General features: G+C 40.1%; 19 protein-coding genes. 18 read left to right on the forward strand and 1 reads right to left on the reverse strand.

What is annotated here, in order from left to right; translation table 11 throughout:
- Positions 1 to 78: 78 nt before the first annotated feature.
- Positions 79 to 387, reverse strand: a complete 309-nt coding sequence (locus TW85_RS26115) for a hypothetical protein (protein WP_157196867.1) — start codon at positions 385 to 387, stop codon at positions 79 to 81.
- 474 nt (positions 388 to 861) lie between these two features.
- Between TW85_RS26115 and bioB the strand changes: the two genes are divergently transcribed.
- The 18 genes from bioB to TW85_RS00710 all read left to right on the forward strand — a co-directional run bounded on the left by bioB (position 862) and on the right by TW85_RS00710 (position 21,085).
- Positions 862 to 1,917, forward strand: a complete 1,056-nt coding sequence (gene bioB / locus TW85_RS00625) for a biotin synthase BioB (RefSeq protein WP_046015144.1) — start codon at positions 862 to 864, stop codon at positions 1,915 to 1,917.
- A 9-nt stretch (positions 1,918 to 1,926) separates the two neighbouring features.
- The gene (gene bioF, locus TW85_RS00630; RefSeq protein WP_046015145.1) at positions 1,927 to 3,114 is read left to right on the forward strand and encodes an 8-amino-7-oxononanoate synthase; all 1,188 of its coding nucleotides are present in this window, start codon (positions 1,927 to 1,929) and stop codon (positions 3,112 to 3,114) included.
- A gap of 6 nt (positions 3,115 to 3,120) precedes the next feature.
- Positions 3,121 to 3,918, forward strand: coding sequence for an alpha/beta fold hydrolase (locus tag TW85_RS00635; protein WP_046015146.1), 798 nt, complete (start codon positions 3,121 to 3,123; stop codon positions 3,916 to 3,918).
- Complete coding sequence (locus tag TW85_RS00640) at positions 3,908 to 4,705, forward strand: methyltransferase domain-containing protein (RefSeq protein WP_046015147.1); 798 nt, start codon at positions 3,908 to 3,910, stop codon at positions 4,703 to 4,705. Before TW85_RS00635 ends, TW85_RS00640 begins: the two co-directional genes overlap by 11 nt.
- A complete protein-coding gene (gene bioD / locus TW85_RS00645; RefSeq protein WP_046015148.1) occupies positions 4,706 to 5,386 on the forward strand; it encodes a dethiobiotin synthase in 681 nt (226 codons plus the stop codon).
- A 193-nt stretch (positions 5,387 to 5,579) separates the two neighbouring features.
- Positions 5,580 to 8,315: a response regulator gene (locus tag TW85_RS25265; protein WP_052701752.1), complete on the forward strand. Its 2,736-nt coding sequence runs from the start codon at positions 5,580 to 5,582 to the stop codon at positions 8,313 to 8,315.
- Positions 8,316 to 8,317: 2 nt separating this feature from the next.
- Positions 8,318 to 8,677, forward strand: a complete 360-nt coding sequence (locus tag TW85_RS00655) for a response regulator (protein WP_046015149.1) — start codon at positions 8,318 to 8,320, stop codon at positions 8,675 to 8,677.
- 8 nt (positions 8,678 to 8,685) lie between these two features.
- Positions 8,686 to 10,368: an EAL domain-containing protein gene (locus TW85_RS00660; protein ID WP_046015150.1), complete on the forward strand. Its 1,683-nt coding sequence runs from the start codon at positions 8,686 to 8,688 to the stop codon at positions 10,366 to 10,368.
- A gap of 19 nt (positions 10,369 to 10,387) precedes the next feature.
- Positions 10,388 to 10,858 carry a helix-turn-helix domain-containing protein gene (locus TW85_RS26420; RefSeq protein ID WP_046015151.1) on the forward strand — a complete coding sequence of 157 codons (471 nt, stop codon included), beginning with the start codon at positions 10,388 to 10,390 and terminating at the stop codon, positions 10,856 to 10,858.
- Positions 10,858 to 12,009 (forward strand): ATP-binding protein, encoded by a 1,152-nt coding sequence (locus tag TW85_RS00670; protein WP_046015152.1) that lies wholly within the window; start codon positions 10,858 to 10,860, stop codon positions 12,007 to 12,009. The genes TW85_RS26420 and TW85_RS00670 overlap by 1 nt, the downstream gene beginning before the upstream one ends.
- Position 12,010: 1 nt before the next feature.
- Entirely contained in the window at positions 12,011 to 13,357 is a 1,347-nt protein-coding gene (locus TW85_RS00675) for a sigma-54 dependent transcriptional regulator (protein WP_046015153.1), read from the forward strand.
- Between the two features lie 68 nt (positions 13,358 to 13,425).
- Positions 13,426 to 13,785, forward strand: coding sequence for a flagellar hook-basal body complex protein FliE (fliE, locus tag TW85_RS00680; RefSeq protein WP_046015154.1), 360 nt, complete (start codon positions 13,426 to 13,428; stop codon positions 13,783 to 13,785).
- A gap of 30 nt (positions 13,786 to 13,815) precedes the next feature.
- A complete protein-coding gene (gene fliF / locus TW85_RS00685; protein ID WP_046015155.1) occupies positions 13,816 to 15,471 on the forward strand; it encodes a flagellar basal-body MS-ring/collar protein FliF in 1,656 nt (551 codons plus the stop codon).
- Positions 15,472 to 16,488 carry a flagellar motor switch protein FliG gene (fliG, locus tag TW85_RS00690; protein WP_046015156.1) on the forward strand — a complete coding sequence of 339 codons (1,017 nt, stop codon included), beginning with the start codon at positions 15,472 to 15,474 and terminating at the stop codon, positions 16,486 to 16,488.
- Between the two features lie 3 nt (positions 16,489 to 16,491).
- Positions 16,492 to 17,310, forward strand: coding sequence for a FliH/SctL family protein (locus TW85_RS00695; RefSeq protein WP_046015157.1), 819 nt, complete (start codon positions 16,492 to 16,494; stop codon positions 17,308 to 17,310).
- Positions 17,300 to 18,625 carry a flagellar protein export ATPase FliI gene (fliI, locus tag TW85_RS00700; protein WP_046015158.1) on the forward strand — a complete coding sequence of 442 codons (1,326 nt, stop codon included), beginning with the start codon at positions 17,300 to 17,302 and terminating at the stop codon, positions 18,623 to 18,625. The genes TW85_RS00695 and fliI overlap by 11 nt, the downstream gene beginning before the upstream one ends.
- A 55-nt stretch (positions 18,626 to 18,680) precedes the next feature.
- The gene (gene fliJ / locus TW85_RS00705; RefSeq protein ID WP_046015159.1) at positions 18,681 to 19,115 is read left to right on the forward strand and encodes a flagellar export protein FliJ; all 435 of its coding nucleotides are present in this window, start codon (positions 18,681 to 18,683) and stop codon (positions 19,113 to 19,115) included.
- Between the two features lie 35 nt (positions 19,116 to 19,150).
- Positions 19,151 to 21,085, forward strand: a complete 1,935-nt coding sequence (locus TW85_RS00710; protein WP_157196868.1) for a hypothetical protein — start codon at positions 19,151 to 19,153, stop codon at positions 21,083 to 21,085.
- The last annotated feature ends 7 nt before the right edge of the window (positions 21,086 to 21,092 follow it).

Here is a 21,092-nt window from a genome sequence, read left to right on the forward strand (position 1 = left end):
AGTGTGCGCCTTCTCATGCTGATTTTATCTGGGCAATCTTAGCGAAACTCTTTTGACTGAGCTAGTCACAAAAATCTATTAGTTGCTTTCGTCTCCCTTTGCAGGTGTTCTTGCTAGGCTCCATACATCGACTTTTGTTGCGCCTGCCTCTTTTAGTTTTGTGATGCACGCATCTATGGTTGAGCCTGTGGTGATGACATCATCAAATAAAGCTACATGGGAAGGAACTCCACTTGGGCAGTGAAAATTTTTAGGTTTGAGTTTGTGCCTTTGCGACTTGTTTAGGTCGTGTTGAGGAGCTGTGTCCAGCTTTTTTACTAGCAGCTTGCTTGATAAAGGAAGGTCTATGGCGAGCTGAGCTAATAGGTTGCGACTTAGTAGTGTCATATGACAGAAGCCTCTTTGGCGCACTCTGTTTATATGGCTAGGAACTGGGATAAGTGCTTGAGGCCATGGTTTGCTGTTTGCTTGATAATGATCTTGTAGTGCTTGAACTAAGAGGTGACATAAAACCTGAGTGTTTTGATATTTACTTGAAAACTTGAGTCCAGTTATCAGGGTTTTTGTGTGTCCTTGATAAACGAGCGGGCTAAGCAGCTGGTTATATTGAGGTGGCTTTTTTTGGCATTCTCCACATAAGTTTATGGGCTTAGATGTTGGCAGTTTACAAGCTTGACAGTGTTGCTCGTTGAAGAAAAAACCATTCAAACAATTTTTGCAAATGAGTTGAGGTGATTTAATTTGGCAGAAGAAACAGCGATCTAAAAAATGTCGGTAGTAAACTTGTGATATTTTTTGGGTTGACAGAAAAGACCAGTCCATTAGTATTGCTATCCTTGCAATCATTTATTTGGGGAAACCATGTCTGCCACAAACCTTTTCGAAGCGAAACATAATTGGACTCATGCTGAGGTGCAAGCCTTATTTGATCTTCCTTTTATGGATCTATTATTTCAAGCGCAAACTGTTCATAGGCAGAACTTCAAACATAATGAGGTACAAGTTAGTACCTTGCTATCTATTAAAACAGGTGCGTGCCCTGAAGATTGTAAATATTGCCCTCAAAGTGGTCACTACAATACTGAGCTTGAAAAAGAAAAGCTAATGGAAGTGGAAAAGGTATTGCAAGAAGCAAACCTGGCTAAAGAAAAAGGGGCAACACGTTTTTGTATGGGGGCTGCGTGGAAGCACCCTTCTGAAAAAGATTTTCCATATGTATTGGAAATGATTAAAGGTGTTAAAAAGTTAGGCCTTGAATCTTGCGTAACGTTAGGAACGTTGAACGATAAACAAGCGGCTATGTTATCTGAAGTCGGCCTTGATTATTATAACCATAACTTAGACACCTCAGCTGAGTATTACAACAGCATTATTACAACACGCTCGTATCAAGACCGTTTAGACACTTTGGATCGTGTTCGCGATTCGGGAATCAAACTATGTTGTGGCGGTATTATGGGAATGGGTGAAGAACAAAATGATCGTATTAGCCTATTGCGCCAACTATCTGAAATGAAGCCACACCCAGAGAGTGTACCGATTAATATGCTTGTTAAAGTAGAAGGTACGCCAATGGAAAATGTAGAAGATTTAGATAACTTTGAGTTTATTCGAACGATAGCGATTGCACGCATCATGATGCCAAAATCACATGTGCGTTTATCTGCGGGTCGTGAAGGTATGAATGAACAGATGCAAGCTTTGTGTTTCATGGCTGGCGCAAACTCTATTTTTTATGGTGAGAAGTTATTAACAACACCTAACCCAGAGGCCCATAAAGATATGCAGCTATTTAATAAGCTGGGTATCAACGCGGAGACTCGCGAAGAGCACTCTGATGAAGAGCAGACAGAAGCGATTCTAGCTGATGTGCAAGCACATCAAGAATCAAAAGTATTCTATGATGCTGCAAAGTAGAGTGAGCTTATGTCGACTAGTCCTGATTGGGTGCTTGCAGCATTAGAAGAGCGAAGAAAACAGGCCTTATTTCGTCATACGGTTATTATGGAAGGTGCTCAAGTGCCTTCCATAGAAATTAATAAAAATGCCTATCTGGCATTTTGTTCAAATGATTACCTAGGTTTATCTAATCACCCTAACATGGTGAAAGCCATGCATGAATCCGCACAGCGTTATGGTGTTGGAAGTGGGGCATCGCACTTAGTTAATGGTCATAATCGCGAACATCAAGGCCTTGAAGAAGAGTTAGCTGATTGGTTAGGTTATGACAGGGTAATGCTTTTTAGCACAGGTTATATGGCTAACTTGGGCGTGATTGCGGCGTTCGCTGGTAAAGATAATGGCGTAGTACAAGATAAACTCAATCATGCATCCCTTATTGATGGTGCTCAGTTAGCTGGGGCAAAAATGAGGCGCTATCTTCATTCAGACCTAGTGTCTGCTCAAAAAACGCTATCTCGCTTTACCCAAGATCAAACAAAATCCACCATTTTAGCAACAGATGGTATTTTTAGCATGGATGGTGACAGGGCTCCATTAGCTGGGCTCGCTTCTTTGTGTGAACAAGAAAATGCGCTTTTAATGGTGGATGATGCACATGGCTTAGCTTGTTGTGGGGAAACTGGGCGTGGCTCCATGGAGCTTGAAGGTGTTACGCCAGATGACGTTCCGCTATTAGTGGGAACATTTGGTAAAGCGTTTGGTACTGCTGGGGCTTTTGTGGCTTGTTCTCATGACTTTGCAGACTATCTTACTCAGTTTTCTCGTCCATATATTTATACGACAGCTATGTCTCCTGCTATTGTTGGAGCGACAAGGGCAAGTTTAAGCATAATAAAAAGTGATGAAGGTCTAATGCTTAGGCAAAAATTGGCTGCTAATATAGTTTTTTTTAGACAAGCTGTTGGGCAACTACCTATAACCTTATGTGAATCGGAAACTGCGATTCAGCCTATTTTGGTTGGTGATAGTGAGCTGGCATTAAGTTTGAGTGAATCTTTGAAGAAAAGTGGTATTTGGTGTACTGCCATTCGCCCTCCAACTGTACCGCAGGGGAGTGCAAGATTACGTATTACTCTCTCTTCACAACATAGTTTTGATCAAATCTCACACTTGGTTAATAGCTTGACGTTAGCATTGGCGACAAGGAATTAAAGGCATATGCGTTATCGATTAGAACAAGAATATTTTGGTAACCCTGAGAATCAAGCGATTTTTATTTTGCCTGGTTGGGCTATGCCAAAAGAGTGTTTACATGAGTTGGCTCAAAAGTTAAGTGCTAATCATTATGTTGTTTTAGTGAATTTGCCTGGCATTTCAAGAGATGCTGACTTGATTCAAGATGCCGTTATTGGGCCTAATTATGACATTGATGCCTTAACTGAGCAGTTAGTGGCTGCTGCACCTAAAGACGCGTGGTGGATTGGCTGGTCTTTAGGAGGCATGATTTCAAGTTACGTTGCGGCTCATAGAGCTAGCTGTGTAAAGGGCTTGATCACTATTGCAACGAGCCCTGCTTTCGTTCAAACCCATGATTGGCAGCTCGCTATGCCTTTACAAGATTTTGAAGCTTTTGAGCAGCTCATTGCCAAGGATGCTGCAATGGGTTTAAAGCGCTTTATTGCATTACAAACCAAAGGTGGCTTAGAGGCGTCTCGTGTACGTAAACAATTGGCTAGTTGGGTTGAACCTGGTGTTTATATGTCTTTAGCTTTAGAAGGAGGGTTACGCCTTTTAAAGGATTTGGACGTGAGGCGAGAGCTAGAAATTCTGGATATGCCAAGTTTGCATATTTTGGGTGAAAATGATGCTTTAGTGGACACTAGTTGGCCAAGAATGATCAAAAATGAGTGCGTACCTATCGAATATAAAATACTTGAAGGATGCGCTCATCAACCATTTTTAGAAGACTTGAACTTGTTATACCCACATATAGAAAACTTTTTGAATGCCCACTAAAAACATTATTCCCTGCTATAAGCAAGAAGTCGCAAAATCTTTTAATAAAGCGGCTTCGACTTACGATGATTTCTCTCAATTTCAAGCTAATGTGTTGACGCATTTAAAAGGTATGTGTCCACAGGATAGATTTAAACTAAGTTTGGATTTAGGTTGTGGTACAGGGAATGCTGCTAGTTTTTTAGATTCCAACTCAGACTATCTCGTTAGCTTTGACTTATCTGTCAATATGTTGCAAAAAAACCAGCAAAAATCACCTGGTAGCTTTGCTGTGTGTGGTGATGCAGAGGCATTGCCTTTTCAAGATAATTGCTTTGATTTTATTTTCTCAAGCTTATCAATACAGTGGTGTGAAAATTTAAAATTGATTGGAAGTGAGGTCTCAAGGGTTTTGCTGCCTAATGGTGATTTTCTGGTTTCTACTTTAGCGCAAGGCTCAATGCCAGAGATTGCTCATTGTTGGCGTCAGGTTGACGGCCATACACATATAAATCACTACCCAAGTTATGATGACTTGGTTGCCCAGATAAGCTCCACTGGGCTTGTGGTTAAGCAGCTTGTATGCGAGCCAATGACTATGTGGTTCGACTCTCCCAAAGAAGCAATTGATTCCCTCAAAAAAGTAGGGGCGAGCGTGTTGGTGGAAGAAGATGAAAGGCAAGTTGTAACGCCAGCATCTTGGCGAGCCTTTCTTAGTGAGTATGAGAAGCTTCGTACTGAAAAAGGTATTCCTTTAACTTATCAACTTGTTTATCTACATCTTAAAAAAGAACAAAGAGAGAATTAAATGGCAGCTAAAAAACGTTTTTTTATAACGGCAACAGACACTGATGCAGGTAAAACTTTTGTGGCTGCAGGTATTTTGGCGGCGGCAAAGCGTGCAGGTCTTGCTACTATGGGGCTGAAACCTGTTGCTGCTGGTGCTGAATTAGTTGAGGGTGTCTTGCGTAATGATGATGCTTTAGCATTAATGGCGCAAACCAGTGTTAAGCTAACTTATGAACAAATTAATCCAGTGTTACTGAAAGAGGCGATAGCGCCTCACATTGCTGCTGAGAATGCAGGTGTTAGTATGTCTGTTGCAAGGCTTGAAGGTGTGATTAAAGGGGCGCTATTAACTCCGCATGACTTTGCTCTTGTAGAAGGTGCTGGTGGGTGGCGGGTGCCGCTTAATTCTCGTGAGATGTTATCGGATCTTGCAAAGTCGTTAAATTTCCCTGTTATTCTTGTCGTTAATATGAAGCTAGGCTGTATAAATCATGCCACTTTGTCGGCAGAAGCGATTCAAAGGGATGGACTTAATATTGTCGGTTGGATTGCTAATATGGGGGATTCTATGCCTTATTATGAAGAGAATGTTGCTGCTATAAACTCCATAATTACTGCACCTTTACTTGCTAAGTTAACTCAATACGAAAATGTTGAAGACTCATTTTTAGAGTTTGATAACATCTTGTCCCAACTCTAAATTAAGTGACTTTAATGACTATTTGGTCTTAACTTATGTAGAGACAGCGCCTATTTTTCTCCTATGACATTTTGCTATCTCGCCAAGGTGCAATTACCTGTCATATTTTTAGCGATGAAAAAAATTATGAAACTTGTATAGATAGATGTTAGGTGCCAGTAGTCATTTAATTGTCCAATGAAAAGGTTAAGTTATGACGGTAAAGGTTGCTCCAGAAAGTAAGAATTTATCGCGTGTTAAAGTTCCTGTCTTAGTTCCCCTCGCAATTGCTCTAAGTGTTTTATGTACTGCTTTTTATTTAGTTGTATCGAATTTATCTGATGATCATCAAGAAGATAACTTAATCAGTGCTGTAACACGTTTTGATGAGCAAACTTATCAAGTGTCACAGCAGCAAGGTAAGTTGATGCTACATAACTTGCGTTGGATAACTGATCGCTTCACAAGCATGAGAGAGACAGATAGCCGTTTAATTGATGAACACTTGCAGGAACTCTTTCGAGCTTCTAGGGATTCAATTGATATTAGTCGCATTATGTATGTTTCTCCGAAATTAAAAATATTAGGAGAGGTGTGGGATGAGCAAGCGATTTCTCAAGTTGAGAGTTCGGCTGTAACCATGGCCGTAGAAGAGCGGCAGCCAGTAGTTGATCTCGTCCTTTTGGATAATGGCGAGCTTCTGTTGCGGGCTGTAATGCCAGTGATTATGGAAGATCGACTTAATGGCTATTTAGTAATGGATAAACCGCTTGATAGGTTGGTAAAAAATTTAGCAATAGGCCAAAACATTTACTTATCTATGTTGGTTAATAAAGAAGGGTTGGATATTGAGTCTGTAAAGAGACGTTATCGTATTTACAGTAGGGATTTATCATTTAATCAATTTGGTCAATTTTTATCTGTTAACAACAATAATAGTCTCCTTAATCAAAGTGCTTTCTCTAGCCTTCTAAGTGATTATTATGACGACAATAGAGGTAATGAGATCTACTACGCAACAGATGTTGCTGTTGATAAACGTATTTTTGATGTTGGTATCATCCCTATTTCGAATGTTTCTGGTGATCTTTTCGCCCATTTATTAATTGCTCAGGATACGACAAAGGTAAAACAAGATCTGAAGTTTACTTTAGTCTTAACGGGGGCGCTGGTTAGTGTCATAGTGCTTCTATTATGTGGCTTTTTTTATGTGTTGTTAGGGCGTATTGAAAGCCAAATTAATCAGAGTGAAAGTAAGCTTTTGTTGGCAAATGATAAGACTGAGAAGCATAGGCAGGAAGCTGAACAGAAGAAACTTGAAGCTGAGGAGCTTAAGTTACAGGCAGAACAAAGTCGTGATGAAGCAGAGCTTCATCGCCAAGAAGCGGAAGTAAGTCGGGATGATGCTGAGCAAGAAAGAAAAGAAGCCGAAAATGCACGAGCCGAAGCCGTTAAGGCAAATGAGGTTAAATCTGAATTTTTAGCGAAAATGAGTCATGAATTAAGAACGCCTCTAAATGCCATTATTGGTTTGTCAGAGATGATGTATGAGGATGCATTGGAATTTGATGATGAAGATTATGTTGAGCCATTGGACAGAGTTCTAAGGGCTGCTAAGCATCTATTGAACCTTATTAATGATATTTTGGATATTTCAAAAATTGAAGCTGGGAAAATGGAGCTTCACCGAGAAGCATTTGACTTAGAAATGGCGTTAGAAGATGTTTTAGCTTCAATTAAACCTTTGTCAGATAAGAAATCGATTCCTTTGGTTGGTGAATATGAGGGGCTAGGTGATCACTTTAATGATCAGACGCGTTTGAAGCAAATCTTGCTAAACCTCATGAGCAATGCAGTGAAGTTTACTGATGAAGGTTCTGTGAAATTATCTGCCTTTGCAGATGAAACTAATCTTCATATTGCTGTTTGTGATTCTGGGATAGGGATGAATCAAGAGCAATGTGACAATTTATTCCAAGACTTTGTTCAGGTTGACTCCTCCAGTGTAAGAAAGCATCAGGGAACGGGTTTAGGCTTGGCAATCAGTCGTAAATTCGCTCGTATGATGGGGGGCGATATTTTAGTGACCAGTGAAGTTGGTAAAGGCTCAGTGTTTACGTTAACTATTCCACTTGCGCAAGATGAGGTTGCACTAGAATTAAGTGAAGATGAGCAGATGCGAAATGGCGAATTAAATCCTGATCAAGATGAAGGTGTTACCTCTGTATTAGTGGTTGATGATGATCCAGATATGCATACCTTAATGGCAAGGTATCTATCGGATGATAGATTTGAGCTTTTCTTTACCAAAGACGGCAAAGAGGCATTGGAAATGGCCCTAGAGCTTAAGCCAGATTTAATTACTTTAGATATTCAAATGCCAGGAATGGATGGTTGGGAAACATTAGCAGAGCTTAAGGCGCATGTGGATTTGTCTCATATTCCTGTAGTGATGGTTTCAGTGGATGATGAAAGGAAAAAAGGTATCGCGCTTGGTGCCAATGATTATTTAGTTAAACCGATTAATGAAAGTGCAATTATACAGGTGGCTGATAGGTTTAAATCTAAATTTAATGGTGAACCTGCCAATATTTTGTTGATTAATACCCATGAGAATGATGTGTCTGGTTTAGTTAAGGTATTTGAAGGCGAAGGCTGGCATATTAATCAGGTGGAAAATGGAAATGAAGCGCTTGAGAGCATGTCGTCAACACCGCCAGATTTAGTTGTTGTTGATTTGATGATACCCAAAACAGATGCTTTTTCTTTATTGGGGCAAATAGAGCAAGACCCAAATTGGTCTGATACTTTTATTTTAGCCATAACATCGAATGATCTTGATGAAGAAGAAAAGCACCTACTTGATCAAAGGGTGGATAAAGTGATGTTGGAAGATGAAATATCCAAGGATGTAGTGATTAATCAAATTAAGAGATTGTTAGGTAGTTAATCATGGCGGCAAAACAGATACTTTATGTAGAAGATAATGAAGATAATATTTATATGCTCAAGAGAAGATTAGAGCGTAAAGGTTATCAAATGCATATCGCCTACACAGGCGAGGAAGGTGTGCAAAAGGTTAAAGAGTTAGAGCTGGATCTTATTTTAATGGATTTAACCTTACCTGGTATCAGTGGTTTTGAGGCAATTGAACAGATACGACTGACAAATACGAGTCTTCCTATTATTGTGTTGTCAGCCCATGCGATGGATTCTTATATGAACGAGTCAACAGCCGCTGGGGCGAATGATTTTGATACAAAGCCTGTGGACCTTAAGCGTCTAATACAAAAAATAGAAAGTTTTATATAGGTGCGATTATGTCTGTAAAAATTCTTATTGTTGATGATTATGAAGATAATCGATATACCTTGAAACGACGTTTAAAGCGAGATGGCTATAAAGAATGCGATGAAGCTGAAAATGGTCAAATTGCATTAGAGATGCTTGCTCAAAAACAGTATGACTTAGTGCTGTTGGATCTTATGATGCCTATCATGGATGGCTTTGAAGTGTTAGAAAAAATGCGTCTTAAAGCTGAATATAGTCATTTGCCCGTGATTATGATGTCGGCGGCAGATGATTTGGAAAAAATTGCTAAGGGTATATCTTTAGGTGCTGAAGATTATCTACCCAAACCTTTTAATCCCATTATTTTGAAAGCTAGGGTCAAATCTGCATTAGAAAAACGTTCTCGTTCTCTTGCTCAGATAAATGAACTTACATTCACAGATACTCAAACCGGCTTGCTAAACGAAGCCTATTTACTTAAATCATCCACCTTGACTGACTTTGAGCAAAAAAGTGAGCTGGGTGATATGGCTTTTGTTGAAATATTTTTTGAAAAATACGAAGTGTTAGCATCAAGTTTGGGTAAGGTAAGTGCAGATGAGTATCTCAAAATCCAAATTGCTCGCATGCAGTCAGAGTTTGAAGACTTTGGTGCTTTCTATGCGATTTCGCCTGGGCGCTTTGTGTTTGTAGTCTTTCAGTTAGAGTCTGTCGATGGCTTGATCTCGCGACTACAAGAACTGCTTCATTTACTGCAATCAAACATAGATATGAAGGGTGTTAGTGTTGCTGAAGAGGCAAAGATTGGGGTAAGTGTAGAATCAAATTTAGAGCAAGGGCTAGAAAAAGTTTTGCATAAAGCGAATGTAGCCCGCTTACAAACGAATCAGTTCATGCCTTTATCATTTTACGATGATGCGATGAGTTCATCCGTTGTGGATAAGCTGAAGTTAGAAGCGGATTTACGTAAAGCTATATTGAATGATGAGCTTACCTTACACTACCAACCTCAAGTGCATGCGAAATCAGGTAAGGTTTGTGCCGCAGAGGCTTTGGTTCGCTGGCAGCACCCTGAAAAGGGTATGATATCGCCATTCCACTTTATCCCAATCGCAGAAGAAAGTGGCATGATAGTCGAATTAGGTAAGAGTGTGATACGTAAGGCGACGAAGCAAATTGAAGATTGGCGTACAAGCTATGACGGTACTTGGTCGTTTCCTATCAGTGTAAATGTATCAGCTCAACACGTGGCTCAACCAGAGCTGGTAGATTATATTGCTGGTCTGTTAGAGCAACATAATTTAGCTACCTCTATGTTAAAAGTTGAATTAACTGAGTCTGCATTGGTCGAAGATGAATCAGGTACACGCACTGTATTAAATGCAATGCAGAGTACAGGTTTAAAGATTTCTTTAGATGATTTTGGGACTGGCTTTTCTTCTTTATCGTATTTACTTGAATTACCCTTGGATCAACTCAAGATAGATAAGATGTTTGTTGATAATCTTGTGCAGGACGAAAGGTCTCGTAGTGTATTTAAACATGTAGTTAGCCTTGCTCACGATCTAAACTTAGAAGTTGTGGTCGAAGGTGTTGAGGATGAAGAACAGGTGAAGTTGGTTAATCAATCAAACGTTGACTTTATTCAGGGCTATTACTTTTATAAGCCTTTGCCAGCGGATGATTTTTTCGATGTGATACAAAATCAATAATTAGCGCGAAGGAGTTAATTTGAATTGCTGGTTGTACGGTTTAAGTCTTGAAGAAAGATGGCAGGTTGAAGCGATTCTTAACTATTTAGGGATAGATGTTGATGATCCCGATTTAGCTACAAGAGCGCCTGTTTTTATCGTTGTTGGGTCTCAGGCTGGTTCGGTTAACCATCCTGTTGAGGTGCCAATTATTTCGTTAAATCAAGAGTTTAAGCTATATACCTCTGGTCTTTATTGGTATAGTCCCCTGCCTTGGCGGCAAGAGACGATGCAGAAGGTTTTAAAAGAGATTGATGCGTCACGAAAATTACCAAGGCGCCATGCGCTCGATCTTAATTTACATGTTAGGCACCTAGAGTCTTTATTAATTCGACAAGCGCTTGTTTCTTCGAGGGGTGTTGTCTCTAAGGCTGCTGCGAGCTTACAAATTCAGAGAACCACGCTGATTGAAAAAATGCGTCGTTATAAAATTGATAAATCGGAGTTCTAGTGACGAAGGATGAGGAAATTAGGGCGCTAAAGGCTGCATTCGAAGAATTTACGCAAACCTCCCAAATTTTAGCTAACTCCTATAACGAGCTACAAAATCAAGTTGCTGAGCTTGCGCAAAAACTTGCTCAATCTGAACAAGAAAAGCAAGATGAAGTGCGCAAGAATGAAATGCTGTTAGCTCAGTTTCAACAGTTGTTTCAATCTATGCCTGTTGGCGTGTTAATGCTTAATTCAAATGGTCTAGTGATAATGGCAAATAAAGTTGCGATTAATCTCTTTGACGTTGAGTTGGTTGGTAACCCTTGGGGAGCGATTGTACCTAAAAGTTTTGCTCCGCAAAAAGATGATGGTCATGAAGTGACTATGGTGTCAGGGCGTCGAGTTAGGGTGGAAACCTCCTCTTTAGGGAATGTGCCAGGGCAACTGATTATTTTGATTGACCTGACTGAGACATTTAAATTGCAGCAACAGCTTTCTCATCATGAAAGACTTTCAAATATGGGGAAAATGGTAGCTGCACTTGCGCATCAAATCAGAACGCCTTTAGCAAGCGCTACCTTATATGCTGGTCACTTACAAAATCCGGAACTCTCTTTGCCAATGCGAGATAAGTTCTCCTCTAAACTGATGGGACGTTTAGAGAATATTGAACGTCAAATCCGAGATATGCTGATATTTTCAAAAAGTGATATCAGGCTTGATCAAAAGCTAAGTTCCGATGATTTCTTCGAAGAATTGGTTGGGTTATCTCAGGATATATGTGAGCAGAAAAAAGCAAGGTTAGAGTTTGAAAATTTAATTACGGGCACTGCCATTATCCAATGTAATAAAGATACTTTAACGGGTGCTTTATTGAATTTATTGAATAACGGAATTGATGCGCAGGAAACGAATCCTAAAATAAAGCTAGAAATGGACTTACAAAATGACCATTTGAGCATCACCTATATTGATTTTGGGCCAGGAATGACTAATGATGAATTAGACAAGGTGCATGAAGGCTTTATTACAACAAAACAACATGGTACAGGCTTAGGTTTAATGGTGGTGAAAGCCGTTGCTAGAGCTCATCATGGATTATTAGAATTACGCAGTGTGAAGAATCATGGTACTCGAGCACAAGTGCTCATACCAATAATTAAGGGTTAGTATGTCTGAAGTGAATTTATTGATAGTTGAAGATGATAAAGAGCTTGCAGAAGCGCTTGAAGATACCCTGATGTTGGCAAACTATCATTGTGTTTTAGCTTATAGCGCAGAAGATGCTGTGTTGGCATTGCGTAATCAAGCATTTGATATGGTGGTTTCGGATGTCAACTTACCAGGCATGGATGGCTATGGTTTACTTTCTCATGTGATTGAAAAGTACCCTGATCTTCCTATTATGTTGATGACAGCATTTGGTGATATTGCACATGCTGTTGATGCAATGCGAGAAGGTGCGGTAGATTACTTATTGAAGCCGTTTCAAGCTGATGAGCTTTTAAGCACTATTGCTAAGCATGCTAGACACCATTCACAGGTAGAAGATGCTGGTCCTGTCGTTAAAGATAAAGCAAGTCTTGAGTTACTTGAATTAGCGAAGCGTGTTGCAGCAACTGATTCAACCGTTCTAATTAGTGGTGAAAGCGGTACAGGTAAAGAGGTGCTTGCAAACTATATTCATCAGCACTCAGATCGTCATCAAGGGCCATTTGTTGCCATTAACTGTGCTGCCATTCCCGAAAATATGTTGGAAGCCATTTTGTTTGGTTATGAAAAAGGTGCATATACAGGCGCTATTTCATCTCAGGCAGGTAAATTTGAGCAAGCAAATGGCGGCACGCTTTTACTAGACGAAATTTCTGAAATGGATGTTGGCTTACAGGCCAAACTTTTACGAGTACTGCAAGAGCAGGAAGTTGAAAGATTAGGTGGTAAAAAGCCGATCCCTCTTAATGTTCGAATTATAGCGACAACCAACAGAGATTTGGCTGATTATGTTCGTAATGGTGGTTTCAGAGAAGACTTATACTATCGACTTAATGTTTTCCCATTGAGGTGGCTACCTATACGTGAACGTAAAGGCGATATAATTCCTATTGCGCAAAGTTTATTGGCTAAGTACACAGAAAAAATGAGGCTTAGTAGCAGTTCTTTAACACCTTCTGCTCAAAGCCAATTGGAATCTCATCCTTGGCCTGGAAATATACGTGAACTAGAAAATGTCATTCAAAGAGCGTTAATACTTAGCCCTAATGGTGTTATTCAGGACTCTCATATTGCGTTTGATATGATGTCAGCTATGGCTGAGCCAGAAGAAGATGAGGAAGAAAATGATAACGCTGCTTCTATTTTAGGTCAGGGTGTTCAGCAGCATGAGTTTAGAATTATTGCTCAAGCTTTGATTGATGCAAATGGAAAGCGCAAAGATGTGGCTGAGAAATTAGGCATTAGTCCGCGAACTTTACGCTATAAAATAGCTAAAATGCGTGAGTGTGGCTTAGAAGTTGATTGATTTATCTATCTTGTTTTTGGTTGCATTATGCTAAGCTAGATTGGATAACGAATTCGTAGGTGATTAAAATGGTCAGCAATAGACCAGATATAAATCAAGTTTTGTCTCAAATGAGAGAAATGAAAACACAAGTGCAGCAGCCTGGTGTTGGACCAACTCCCCTTTCTGAAACCCAGAAAGTTGAAGGAGATGGAACAATTGAACGGGCTGATTTTGCGCAAATGTTGAAAGATGCCGTTGATAACGTTAATGATTTGCAGCAGGATGCCAAGTCGATGGCACAGGCTTACGAGAGAGGCGATGAAAACGTAGACCTACCTCAAGTTATGATAGGTTTACAAAAGTCGAGCGTATCTTTTGAGGCTATGACTCAAGTAAGAAATAAACTTGTAGATGCATATGAAAAAATTATGAATATGCCAATTTAGGTGTGATGTATAAAATTTTGGCGATCCTAAATGGATAATGTTCCAGTACAACAGTCAGATCAAAAACTCTATGTAGAGTTATTAACCGGCTTCAATAAACTTACTGTTATTAGACAGTTAGCTTTGATGGTCGGTTTAGCTGCGTCTATAGCTATTGGCTTGGCTGCTATTCTGTGGACAGATGGGCCTGAGTATAAGCCTGTACTTAGTAGCATTACTGATTACAACGCTGATCAAATAGTTGAAGTGTTAAGCATTAACAATATTCCCTTTAAACTCGATGAGAATACTGGGGCTTTATTAGTTGAATCTGACTATTATCATCAGGCTAGGCTAAAACTTGCCGGTTCAGGTATTGTTAATGATACCGTGGTAGGCATGGAGATAATGGACCAAGAGCAAGGTCTTGGAACATCTCAATTTGTTGAGGGAACTCGTTATCGTCGAGGTCTTGAAGGCGAATTAAGTCGAACCATTTCTAGCCTGCAAAGTATTAAATCCGCGCGAGTACACCTTGCTATTCCTAAAGAGTCTGTATTTGTCAGAGATACACGTAAACCTTCCGCGTCAGTCTTCTTAGAAATGTATCCTGGTCGTCGTCTTGATAGAAGCCAAGTAGAGGCGATTGTAAATCTTGTTTCATCTAGTATTTCTCAACTAAATGCAAAAAGTGTCACCGTTGTTGATCAAAGAGGTACCTTGCTTAGTGAAAAAGAGACCAGCTCTGAACTTTCTGTCGCAGGGAAACAATTTGAATATACTCGAAAAGTAGAAGATGTACTGCTTAGTAGGGTCAACAACATTCTAGAGCCTGTTGTGGGTGCTGATAGGTTCAAGGCTGAAGTTTCTACAGATGTAGATTTTACTTCGGTCGAGCAAACCGACGAACAGTATAACCCTGATTTGTTAGCTTTGCGGAGTGAGCAAACACTTAATGAAAGCCGAAATGGAACGACTAACTCTGGTATTCCTGGTTCTTTAACGAACCAGCCTCCTGGCGCGATTACCGCACCAGAAGTTGCTAATAGTGCAGGAGCAGCAACAGGAAGTAATGGTGAGTCACGTCAAGAAACGACTCGTAACTTTGAGTTAGATAGAAGTATTAGTTATACCCGTAGACAACAAGGGACAATTAGGCGTTTGTCTGTGGCTGTTGTTGTTGATGACCTTGTTAGTATTGATCCAGAAACGTCTGAATTAGTTAGAACCCCATGGAGTGATGATGAATTAAGTCGTTTAACGCTTTTAGTCCGTGATGCTGTGGGTTATGACTCAGGACGTGGGGACAGTGTGAGTGTTATCAATTCACCTTTTGCTGTGCCTGAACCATTACCTGAGCCAGAAGAAGTACCTTTTTATCAACAGCCTTGGTTTATTAGTTTAATTCAACCTACTTTAGTTGGGTTCTTTGTACTTATTCTTCTTATGGTTGTCGTCAGGCCCATACTTAAAGCCTTGGGTGAGCAAAATAAGATTGCTGTCGCAGAAGATGCAGAGGCGTCAATATTTGCTGATGAAACAGATGAAATTTCAGATGATCAAGTATCACTTGTTAGTGCAGAAGATATTATGGTGCCAGGTTCACCTGAGAAAATTGAAAGGCAACTTAATGCAATTCGTGGCCTAATAGCAGAAGAGCCTGAACGGGTTGCACAAGTGGTTAAACAATGGGTGATGGACGGTTAAATGAGTGATACGGAACAAGGTGGTGACGACTTATCATCTTTACAAAAAGCGGCTGTGTTATTGATGTCTTTAGGTGAGTCGGATGCGGCCCAGATTCTAAAGCATATGGGCCCGAAAGAAGTTCAGCGAATCGGTCAGTCCATGGCGCAACTTGCCAATGTGCAAAGACACCAAGTTGAAAAGGTGTTAGATGATTTCTTAGTTTTGGTTGGTGATCAGACAGGTCTAGGACTAGGTGCTGATGGTTATATCCGAAACATGCTTAAAGAAGCTTTAGGTGAAGAAAAAGCGGGTAGTCTCATCGACCGAATTCTTTTAGGTGGCAATACCACAGGTTTGGATACCTTAAAATGGATGGAACCAAGGGCTGTTGCCGATGTGATTCGTTATGAACACCCTCAGATTCAAGCCATTGTTATTTCTTACTTAGACTCAGATCAGGCGGCGGATATTCTCTCCAACTTTGATGAACGCGTAAGGTTAGATATCGTTTTGCGTGTAGCATCTCTTGAAACCGTTCAACCTGCTGCCCTACAAGAACTTAACTCGATTCTTGAGCGACAGTTCTCTGGTAGTCAAGGTTCGCAATCTACTTCTATTGGTGGTGTGAGAACCGCTGCAAATATCATGAACTTTATTGATAGTTCTGTAGAAGCTGATCTCATGGAATCTATCCGTGATGTTGATGAGGATCTAGCAAACACTATTCAAGATATGATGTTTGTCTTTGATAACTTGATTGATGTAGATGATAGAGGTATTCAAGCAATCTTACGTGAGGTTGAGTCTGAAACCCTTATCTTGGCTTTGAAAGGAGCTGACCCAGATATGCAAGAGAAGATATATAAAAATATGTCTTCTCGTGCTGCAGATATGCTTAAAGATGACTTGGAGGCCAAAGGGCCTGTTCGAGTTAGTGAAGTTGAAGTTGCACAAAAAGAAATACTTGCCATTGCTAGACGACTTGCCGACGCCGGTGAGATTATGTTGGGCGGTGGTGGTGAACAAATGGTTTAACCTATGTCTGAAAGTGCAAAAGGAAATGAGCGTAAGTTAACCGCTTATGAGCGTTGGGAGCTGCCTCATTTGGAGGATGTCGCTCCGAAAGAAGACACGGGTACCTCTTTATTGATCCGCAAAAACGAAGCTGTCGTTGTCGAAGAAATCGATGAGGACTCTTTAGTCTATGAGCCGTTAACCGCCTCTCAATTAGAAGAAATTCGCCTTGCTGCTTATGATGAAGGTTATGTTGAAGGGCTTGAGGAAGGTCATCAAACTGGGTTTGAAAAAGGTGAAACTCAAGGTCATGAAGAAGGGCACGCTGCAGGCCTAGAAAAAGGTTATGAGGAAGGTTATGAAAAGGGCTTTGCTCAATCTGTTGAAGATGCCACTGCTAAGCTAGCTGAAGTTGAGGCACTATTAAGGCAACTCAGTGATGATTTGAGTCGCCCTATTAAAGCTTGTAAAGATCAGGTTGAATCGATTCTTTATCTATCTGTAGCGAATATGGTCCAGAGTATTACTCAATCACAATTAACAGAAGTATCTGAAAACCTTTTATCATCTCAGGTCGCATTTTTAACGCGTGAACTTGAGGAGTTGGAGCAACCTTTGAGAATTCGTTTGCATCCTGAAAGTGCTGATTTAATACAAACTTTTTCTGTGTTTGATCGGGTTGATATCAAAGTCGAGCAAGATGAAAGCTTATTGCCTGGTGGCTTTGTACTAGACTCAAAAGGTGCTTTTGTTGATGCTTCGATTGAGCATAAAATAGAATTAATCCTAGCTGACCTCGTTAAGCTGCATCCTCATCCAGAGCCAGATTCTGATGGAATCTGATCTAGTCTCCCGGCTCAATAAATTAAAGCAATTTTCTTCAGATCACCTTCATCCAGTGCTAGAGGGGAAAGTCACCCGTATGGTTGGTCTAACTATGGAGGCGGTTGGCTGTAAAGTCGCTTTAGGGGATAGGTGCTCTGTTCAGGTTAGAGAAGATAGATGGGTTGAATCTGAAGTTGTTGGATTTACTGGCAACTTAACTTATTTAATGCCAACTGAAGCTATCAATGGTATTGCTCCAGGTGCTCGTGTGAAGCCATTATCCGGTGAAGGAATGATGATGGTTGGTCCTGAGTTACTTGGCCGAGTTGTTAATGGTTTGGGTTATCCTTTAGATGGCAAAGGGCCGATTAAAGCTCAGCACAGAATAGGAATGCAAGGCGATATTATTAACCCATTGCAACGTAAACCTATCACCGAGCCTCTCGATGTTGGTATTAAATCTATTAATAGCCTCCTAACGGTAGGAAAAGGGCAACGACTAGGTTTGTTTGCTGGTAGTGGTGTGGGTAAAAGTATGTTGCTCGGCATGATGACTCGCTTTACTGAGGCTGACATTACGATAGTCGGTTTAATTGGTGAGCGGGGGCGAGAGGTTAAAGAATTTATTGAGCAGATTCTTGGGCCTGAAGGGCTTGCTCGCTCTGTTGTTATTGCTTCTCCTGCTGATGACTCTGCGTTGATGAGATTAAGGGCGGCTACTTTGACCACCCGTATTGCAGAGTACTACCGTGATCAGGGAAAGAATGTTTTACTTCTAATGGATTCACTAACCCGCTATGCCCAAGCTCAAAGGGAGATTGCATTATCGGTTGGTGAGCCTCCTGCCACTAAGGGTTATCCGCCTTCTGTATTTTCTAAAATCCCTCAGTTAGTTGAAAGAGCTGGAAATGGTGCTGCTGGTGGAGGATCAATTACGGCTTTTTATACAGTGCTTACTGAAGGCGATGATCAGCAAGACCCAATTGCTGATGCTTCTAGAGCAATATTAGATGGTCATTTCGTATTATCGCGTCGATTGGCTGAGGAAGGTCATTATCCTGCAATTGATATTGAAGCCTCCATTTCTCGAGCTATGCCTCATATTGTTAGTGATGCTCACCTAAAAGGAGCGTTAAGGGTTAAGCAGCTATATTCTAAATATCAACAAAATCAAGATTTGATATCTGTTGGTGCTTATACGAAAGGTGCAGATCCAGATACAGACCAAGCAATAGCTCTTATGCCAGAGATCAAAGCTTTCCTACAGCAGGGTCTGAGTGAGCAATTTAATATTGATGCAAGCTTGGAAGCCCTAGTTAAAGCAATGACCTAGACCTTTTGAGCTATAATGGGCATTATGCTTATTAACCTGTCTATTGGAAGATGTGATGAAGCGGTCCCAGCGTATTCAGAAACTAGTTGAACTATCTCAGAAAAAAGAAGATACAGTTGCCCGCTTGCTTGCTCGACAAAAAGCGAAAGTAGAGCAAGAAAAACAGAAGCTAGAGCAATTGCAAGAGTACGCTTCTCAATATGAGTCTGAGCGAAATTTATTAGGTATGAGCCCTTATTTAGTCACTAACTATCAGCACTTTGTTACGCGATTAGAGCAGGCCGTGCAGCAGCAAAAAGGTGCTATTTCTCAGTCAGAACACCAAGCTGATCAGGCTCAGCAACAATGGTTGGCTGCCAGGACTAAAACTAAGAGCATGGATATTGTAAGAGATAAACATGCTCAGCAAGAGCAAAAATTAGAAGATAAGCTGGAGCAAAGGCAAACAGATGAATTTGCTATGCTCAGGTTTATGAAATCTGGTTATTAAGTTTGGTATGTTAATTTGCCATCATGGAAGTGCTATTGAGTAAACTCAGTTATCGCCTTTATGAATTAGAAAGCTATAGTCTTTCCTATGACTTTTCTCCCGTTGAAAGTTTAATAGATATTAGAGAAGGCTTAGATTGGCTGAGTGCAAATGCGGCTCAACAGTTTGAGTTAATGTCATTAAATGAATTGTTGGATTCATTCTTACGTTTGGTTGCAGGTTTGCAGCACGAACTCTCACCTTTTAATTTTAAGTTTCGAGACCTGTTGCTTGAGTTTATTGACTTGGCGCGACAGCTTATTTTAGAGCAAGATTTCTATTTATCTTTTGAACCTAATCTAGCAACTAAATTACATCAAATAACTTTAATTTCAAACAAAATTGACTTACTTGGTAATGAGCTAACAACTGGCTCTAATTTAGCAGTGAATGTTTATGAGTCAGACGTTGATCAAGATAATGATTATTGGCTGAATGATCTAATAGACTTCATTGAAAGGTTTTCTCGCGTTGGTGCTTACTACTTTGAGGGCGGGCTCAACTTCAAGCCTGAAGGGCTAATGAATGAGGACGTAAAGCTGATTTTGAATAACACTTCATCCTCTTTGGTTTTAGGTGTAAAAACCTCACAATCTTTAGCTTGGATGAAGCATAATTTTAATAAATTTAGATGGAATAAAAGGCAAGACTCTAAGCTGGTATCACCACTGAATCTAGCATCTTTATTTAAAGGTTTCAGGCATGCAAATGAATTGTTAGGTTGGCGAGAGAAGAAACGATTTAAGTATTCGAATTACTATAAAGAGCTTGAAAGTGTTTATCTTGCTTCTCAATCTCTAACCCTAAAACAGGCCGCTAAGCAACTCTCATCAATTTCGAAATTAGATATAGAGGTGATGGCATATCAGAGTTCGCTGTATGTAGATCTTGATGCTTTTGATAAGTTGAAGCAGAGCCTTGCTAAGGCGATTAACTTAAACTCTAGTGACCATAGCTTTCAGTATTATTTGTCTTTGAAGGATTGTGCTGGTTGCTCATATCTGTCTCTTGAAGAGGTGAATGAATTAGGACTACAGAGTGAATCAGAAGTAGGCTTAATAGGAGGGCCTAATCAAATTGATGTTGAGCTTAATAAGCTCAGTTTATCTGTCTCTGTTGATTTAGATGTGCTCGAACATTCTGTGTGGCAGATGAACTTTGCTAATGAAGTTATTTGTGTTCCAGATCATAAAATACATTCAATACAAATATTTGAAGTTAGAGATTTTGAATCATGTGATAACTTTTCCATCATTCAGATGACATTTGACTCCATAGGTACCATTGATGTTTTTGTTGCGCCTCATGAGCAGAGTCAGCTAGAAGGTGATGCTAGAGTTGTATTGATTGAGGAAGTTGGGCGAACCTATGGCATATTGGTGACAGATATGCGGCTTCAAAGACGCGCCTATAAAGTTGCTTCAAAAGGGGTGAATGCTAAAGTAACTATGCTTTGGTGCTTAGGTGGTGAAAATGTGGTGCCAGAGATAAATCCATGTGCCTATGAAGAAACTAGTATAAACCTAATAGTGAAACAAGATGATATCAGAGTAGATAAGAGTGGTTGGCTCGCTAAGGTTGCAGGTATTCCTTGTTTTATAGGTGCAGATATAGTTGAAAAACATTTACCTGTCACTCTTGAAAATGTGGTGAATTTACCTGGGATAAGCCTTCCTTTAGCTAAGCTTGAGGGGGTGTGTTACCCCTACTTAGATATTGAAAAGGAACTGGCTATATCTTTAGTTTTATTGATGTCTCAGGATAAATATATATGCCTTCCTGTGGAGGCAATTTATTACGAAGCAGATATGAGTAATAAGTTGCAAAGCATTGAAGGTATCGATCGGCTGGATTTAAGAGAGTTTAGCCTGCTTTCATCAAATTATGATGCTAACTTATTATATGTAATTGATTCTAATAGCTTTGGATAGTTTTTCT

The organism is Marinomonas sp. S3726, assembly GCF_000967665.1.
Lineage (GTDB): Bacteria > Pseudomonadota > Gammaproteobacteria > Pseudomonadales > Marinomonadaceae > Marinomonas.

Coding starts and splice junctions, on each gene's coding strand:
- TW85_RS26115 (WP_157196867.1), bottom strand. CDS start 387: ATGACACTACTAAGTCGCAACCTATTAGCTCAGCTCGCCATAGACCTT.
- bioB (WP_046015144.1), top strand. CDS start 862: ATGTCTGCCACAAACCTTTTCGAAGCGAAACATAATTGGACTCATGCT.
- bioF (WP_046015145.1), top strand. CDS start 1,927: ATGTCGACTAGTCCTGATTGGGTGCTTGCAGCATTAGAAGAGCGAAGA.
- TW85_RS00635 (WP_046015146.1), top strand. CDS start 3,121: ATGCGTTATCGATTAGAACAAGAATATTTTGGTAACCCTGAGAATCAA.
- TW85_RS00640 (WP_046015147.1), top strand. CDS start 3,908: ATGCCCACTAAAAACATTATTCCCTGCTATAAGCAAGAAGTCGCAAAA.
- bioD (WP_046015148.1), top strand. CDS start 4,706: ATGGCAGCTAAAAAACGTTTTTTTATAACGGCAACAGACACTGATGCA.
- TW85_RS25265 (WP_052701752.1), top strand. CDS start 5,580: ATGACGGTAAAGGTTGCTCCAGAAAGTAAGAATTTATCGCGTGTTAAA.
- TW85_RS00655 (WP_046015149.1), top strand. CDS start 8,318: ATGGCGGCAAAACAGATACTTTATGTAGAAGATAATGAAGATAATATT.
- TW85_RS00660 (WP_046015150.1), top strand. CDS start 8,686: ATGTCTGTAAAAATTCTTATTGTTGATGATTATGAAGATAATCGATAT.
- TW85_RS00675 (WP_046015153.1), top strand. CDS start 12,011: ATGTCTGAAGTGAATTTATTGATAGTTGAAGATGATAAAGAGCTTGCA.
- fliE (WP_046015154.1), top strand. CDS start 13,426: ATGGTCAGCAATAGACCAGATATAAATCAAGTTTTGTCTCAAATGAGA.
- fliF (WP_046015155.1), top strand. CDS start 13,816: ATGGATAATGTTCCAGTACAACAGTCAGATCAAAAACTCTATGTAGAG.
- fliG (WP_046015156.1), top strand. CDS start 15,472: ATGAGTGATACGGAACAAGGTGGTGACGACTTATCATCTTTACAAAAA.
- TW85_RS00695 (WP_046015157.1), top strand. CDS start 16,492: ATGTCTGAAAGTGCAAAAGGAAATGAGCGTAAGTTAACCGCTTATGAG.
- fliI (WP_046015158.1), top strand. CDS start 17,300: ATGGAATCTGATCTAGTCTCCCGGCTCAATAAATTAAAGCAATTTTCT.
- fliJ (WP_046015159.1), top strand. CDS start 18,681: ATGAAGCGGTCCCAGCGTATTCAGAAACTAGTTGAACTATCTCAGAAA.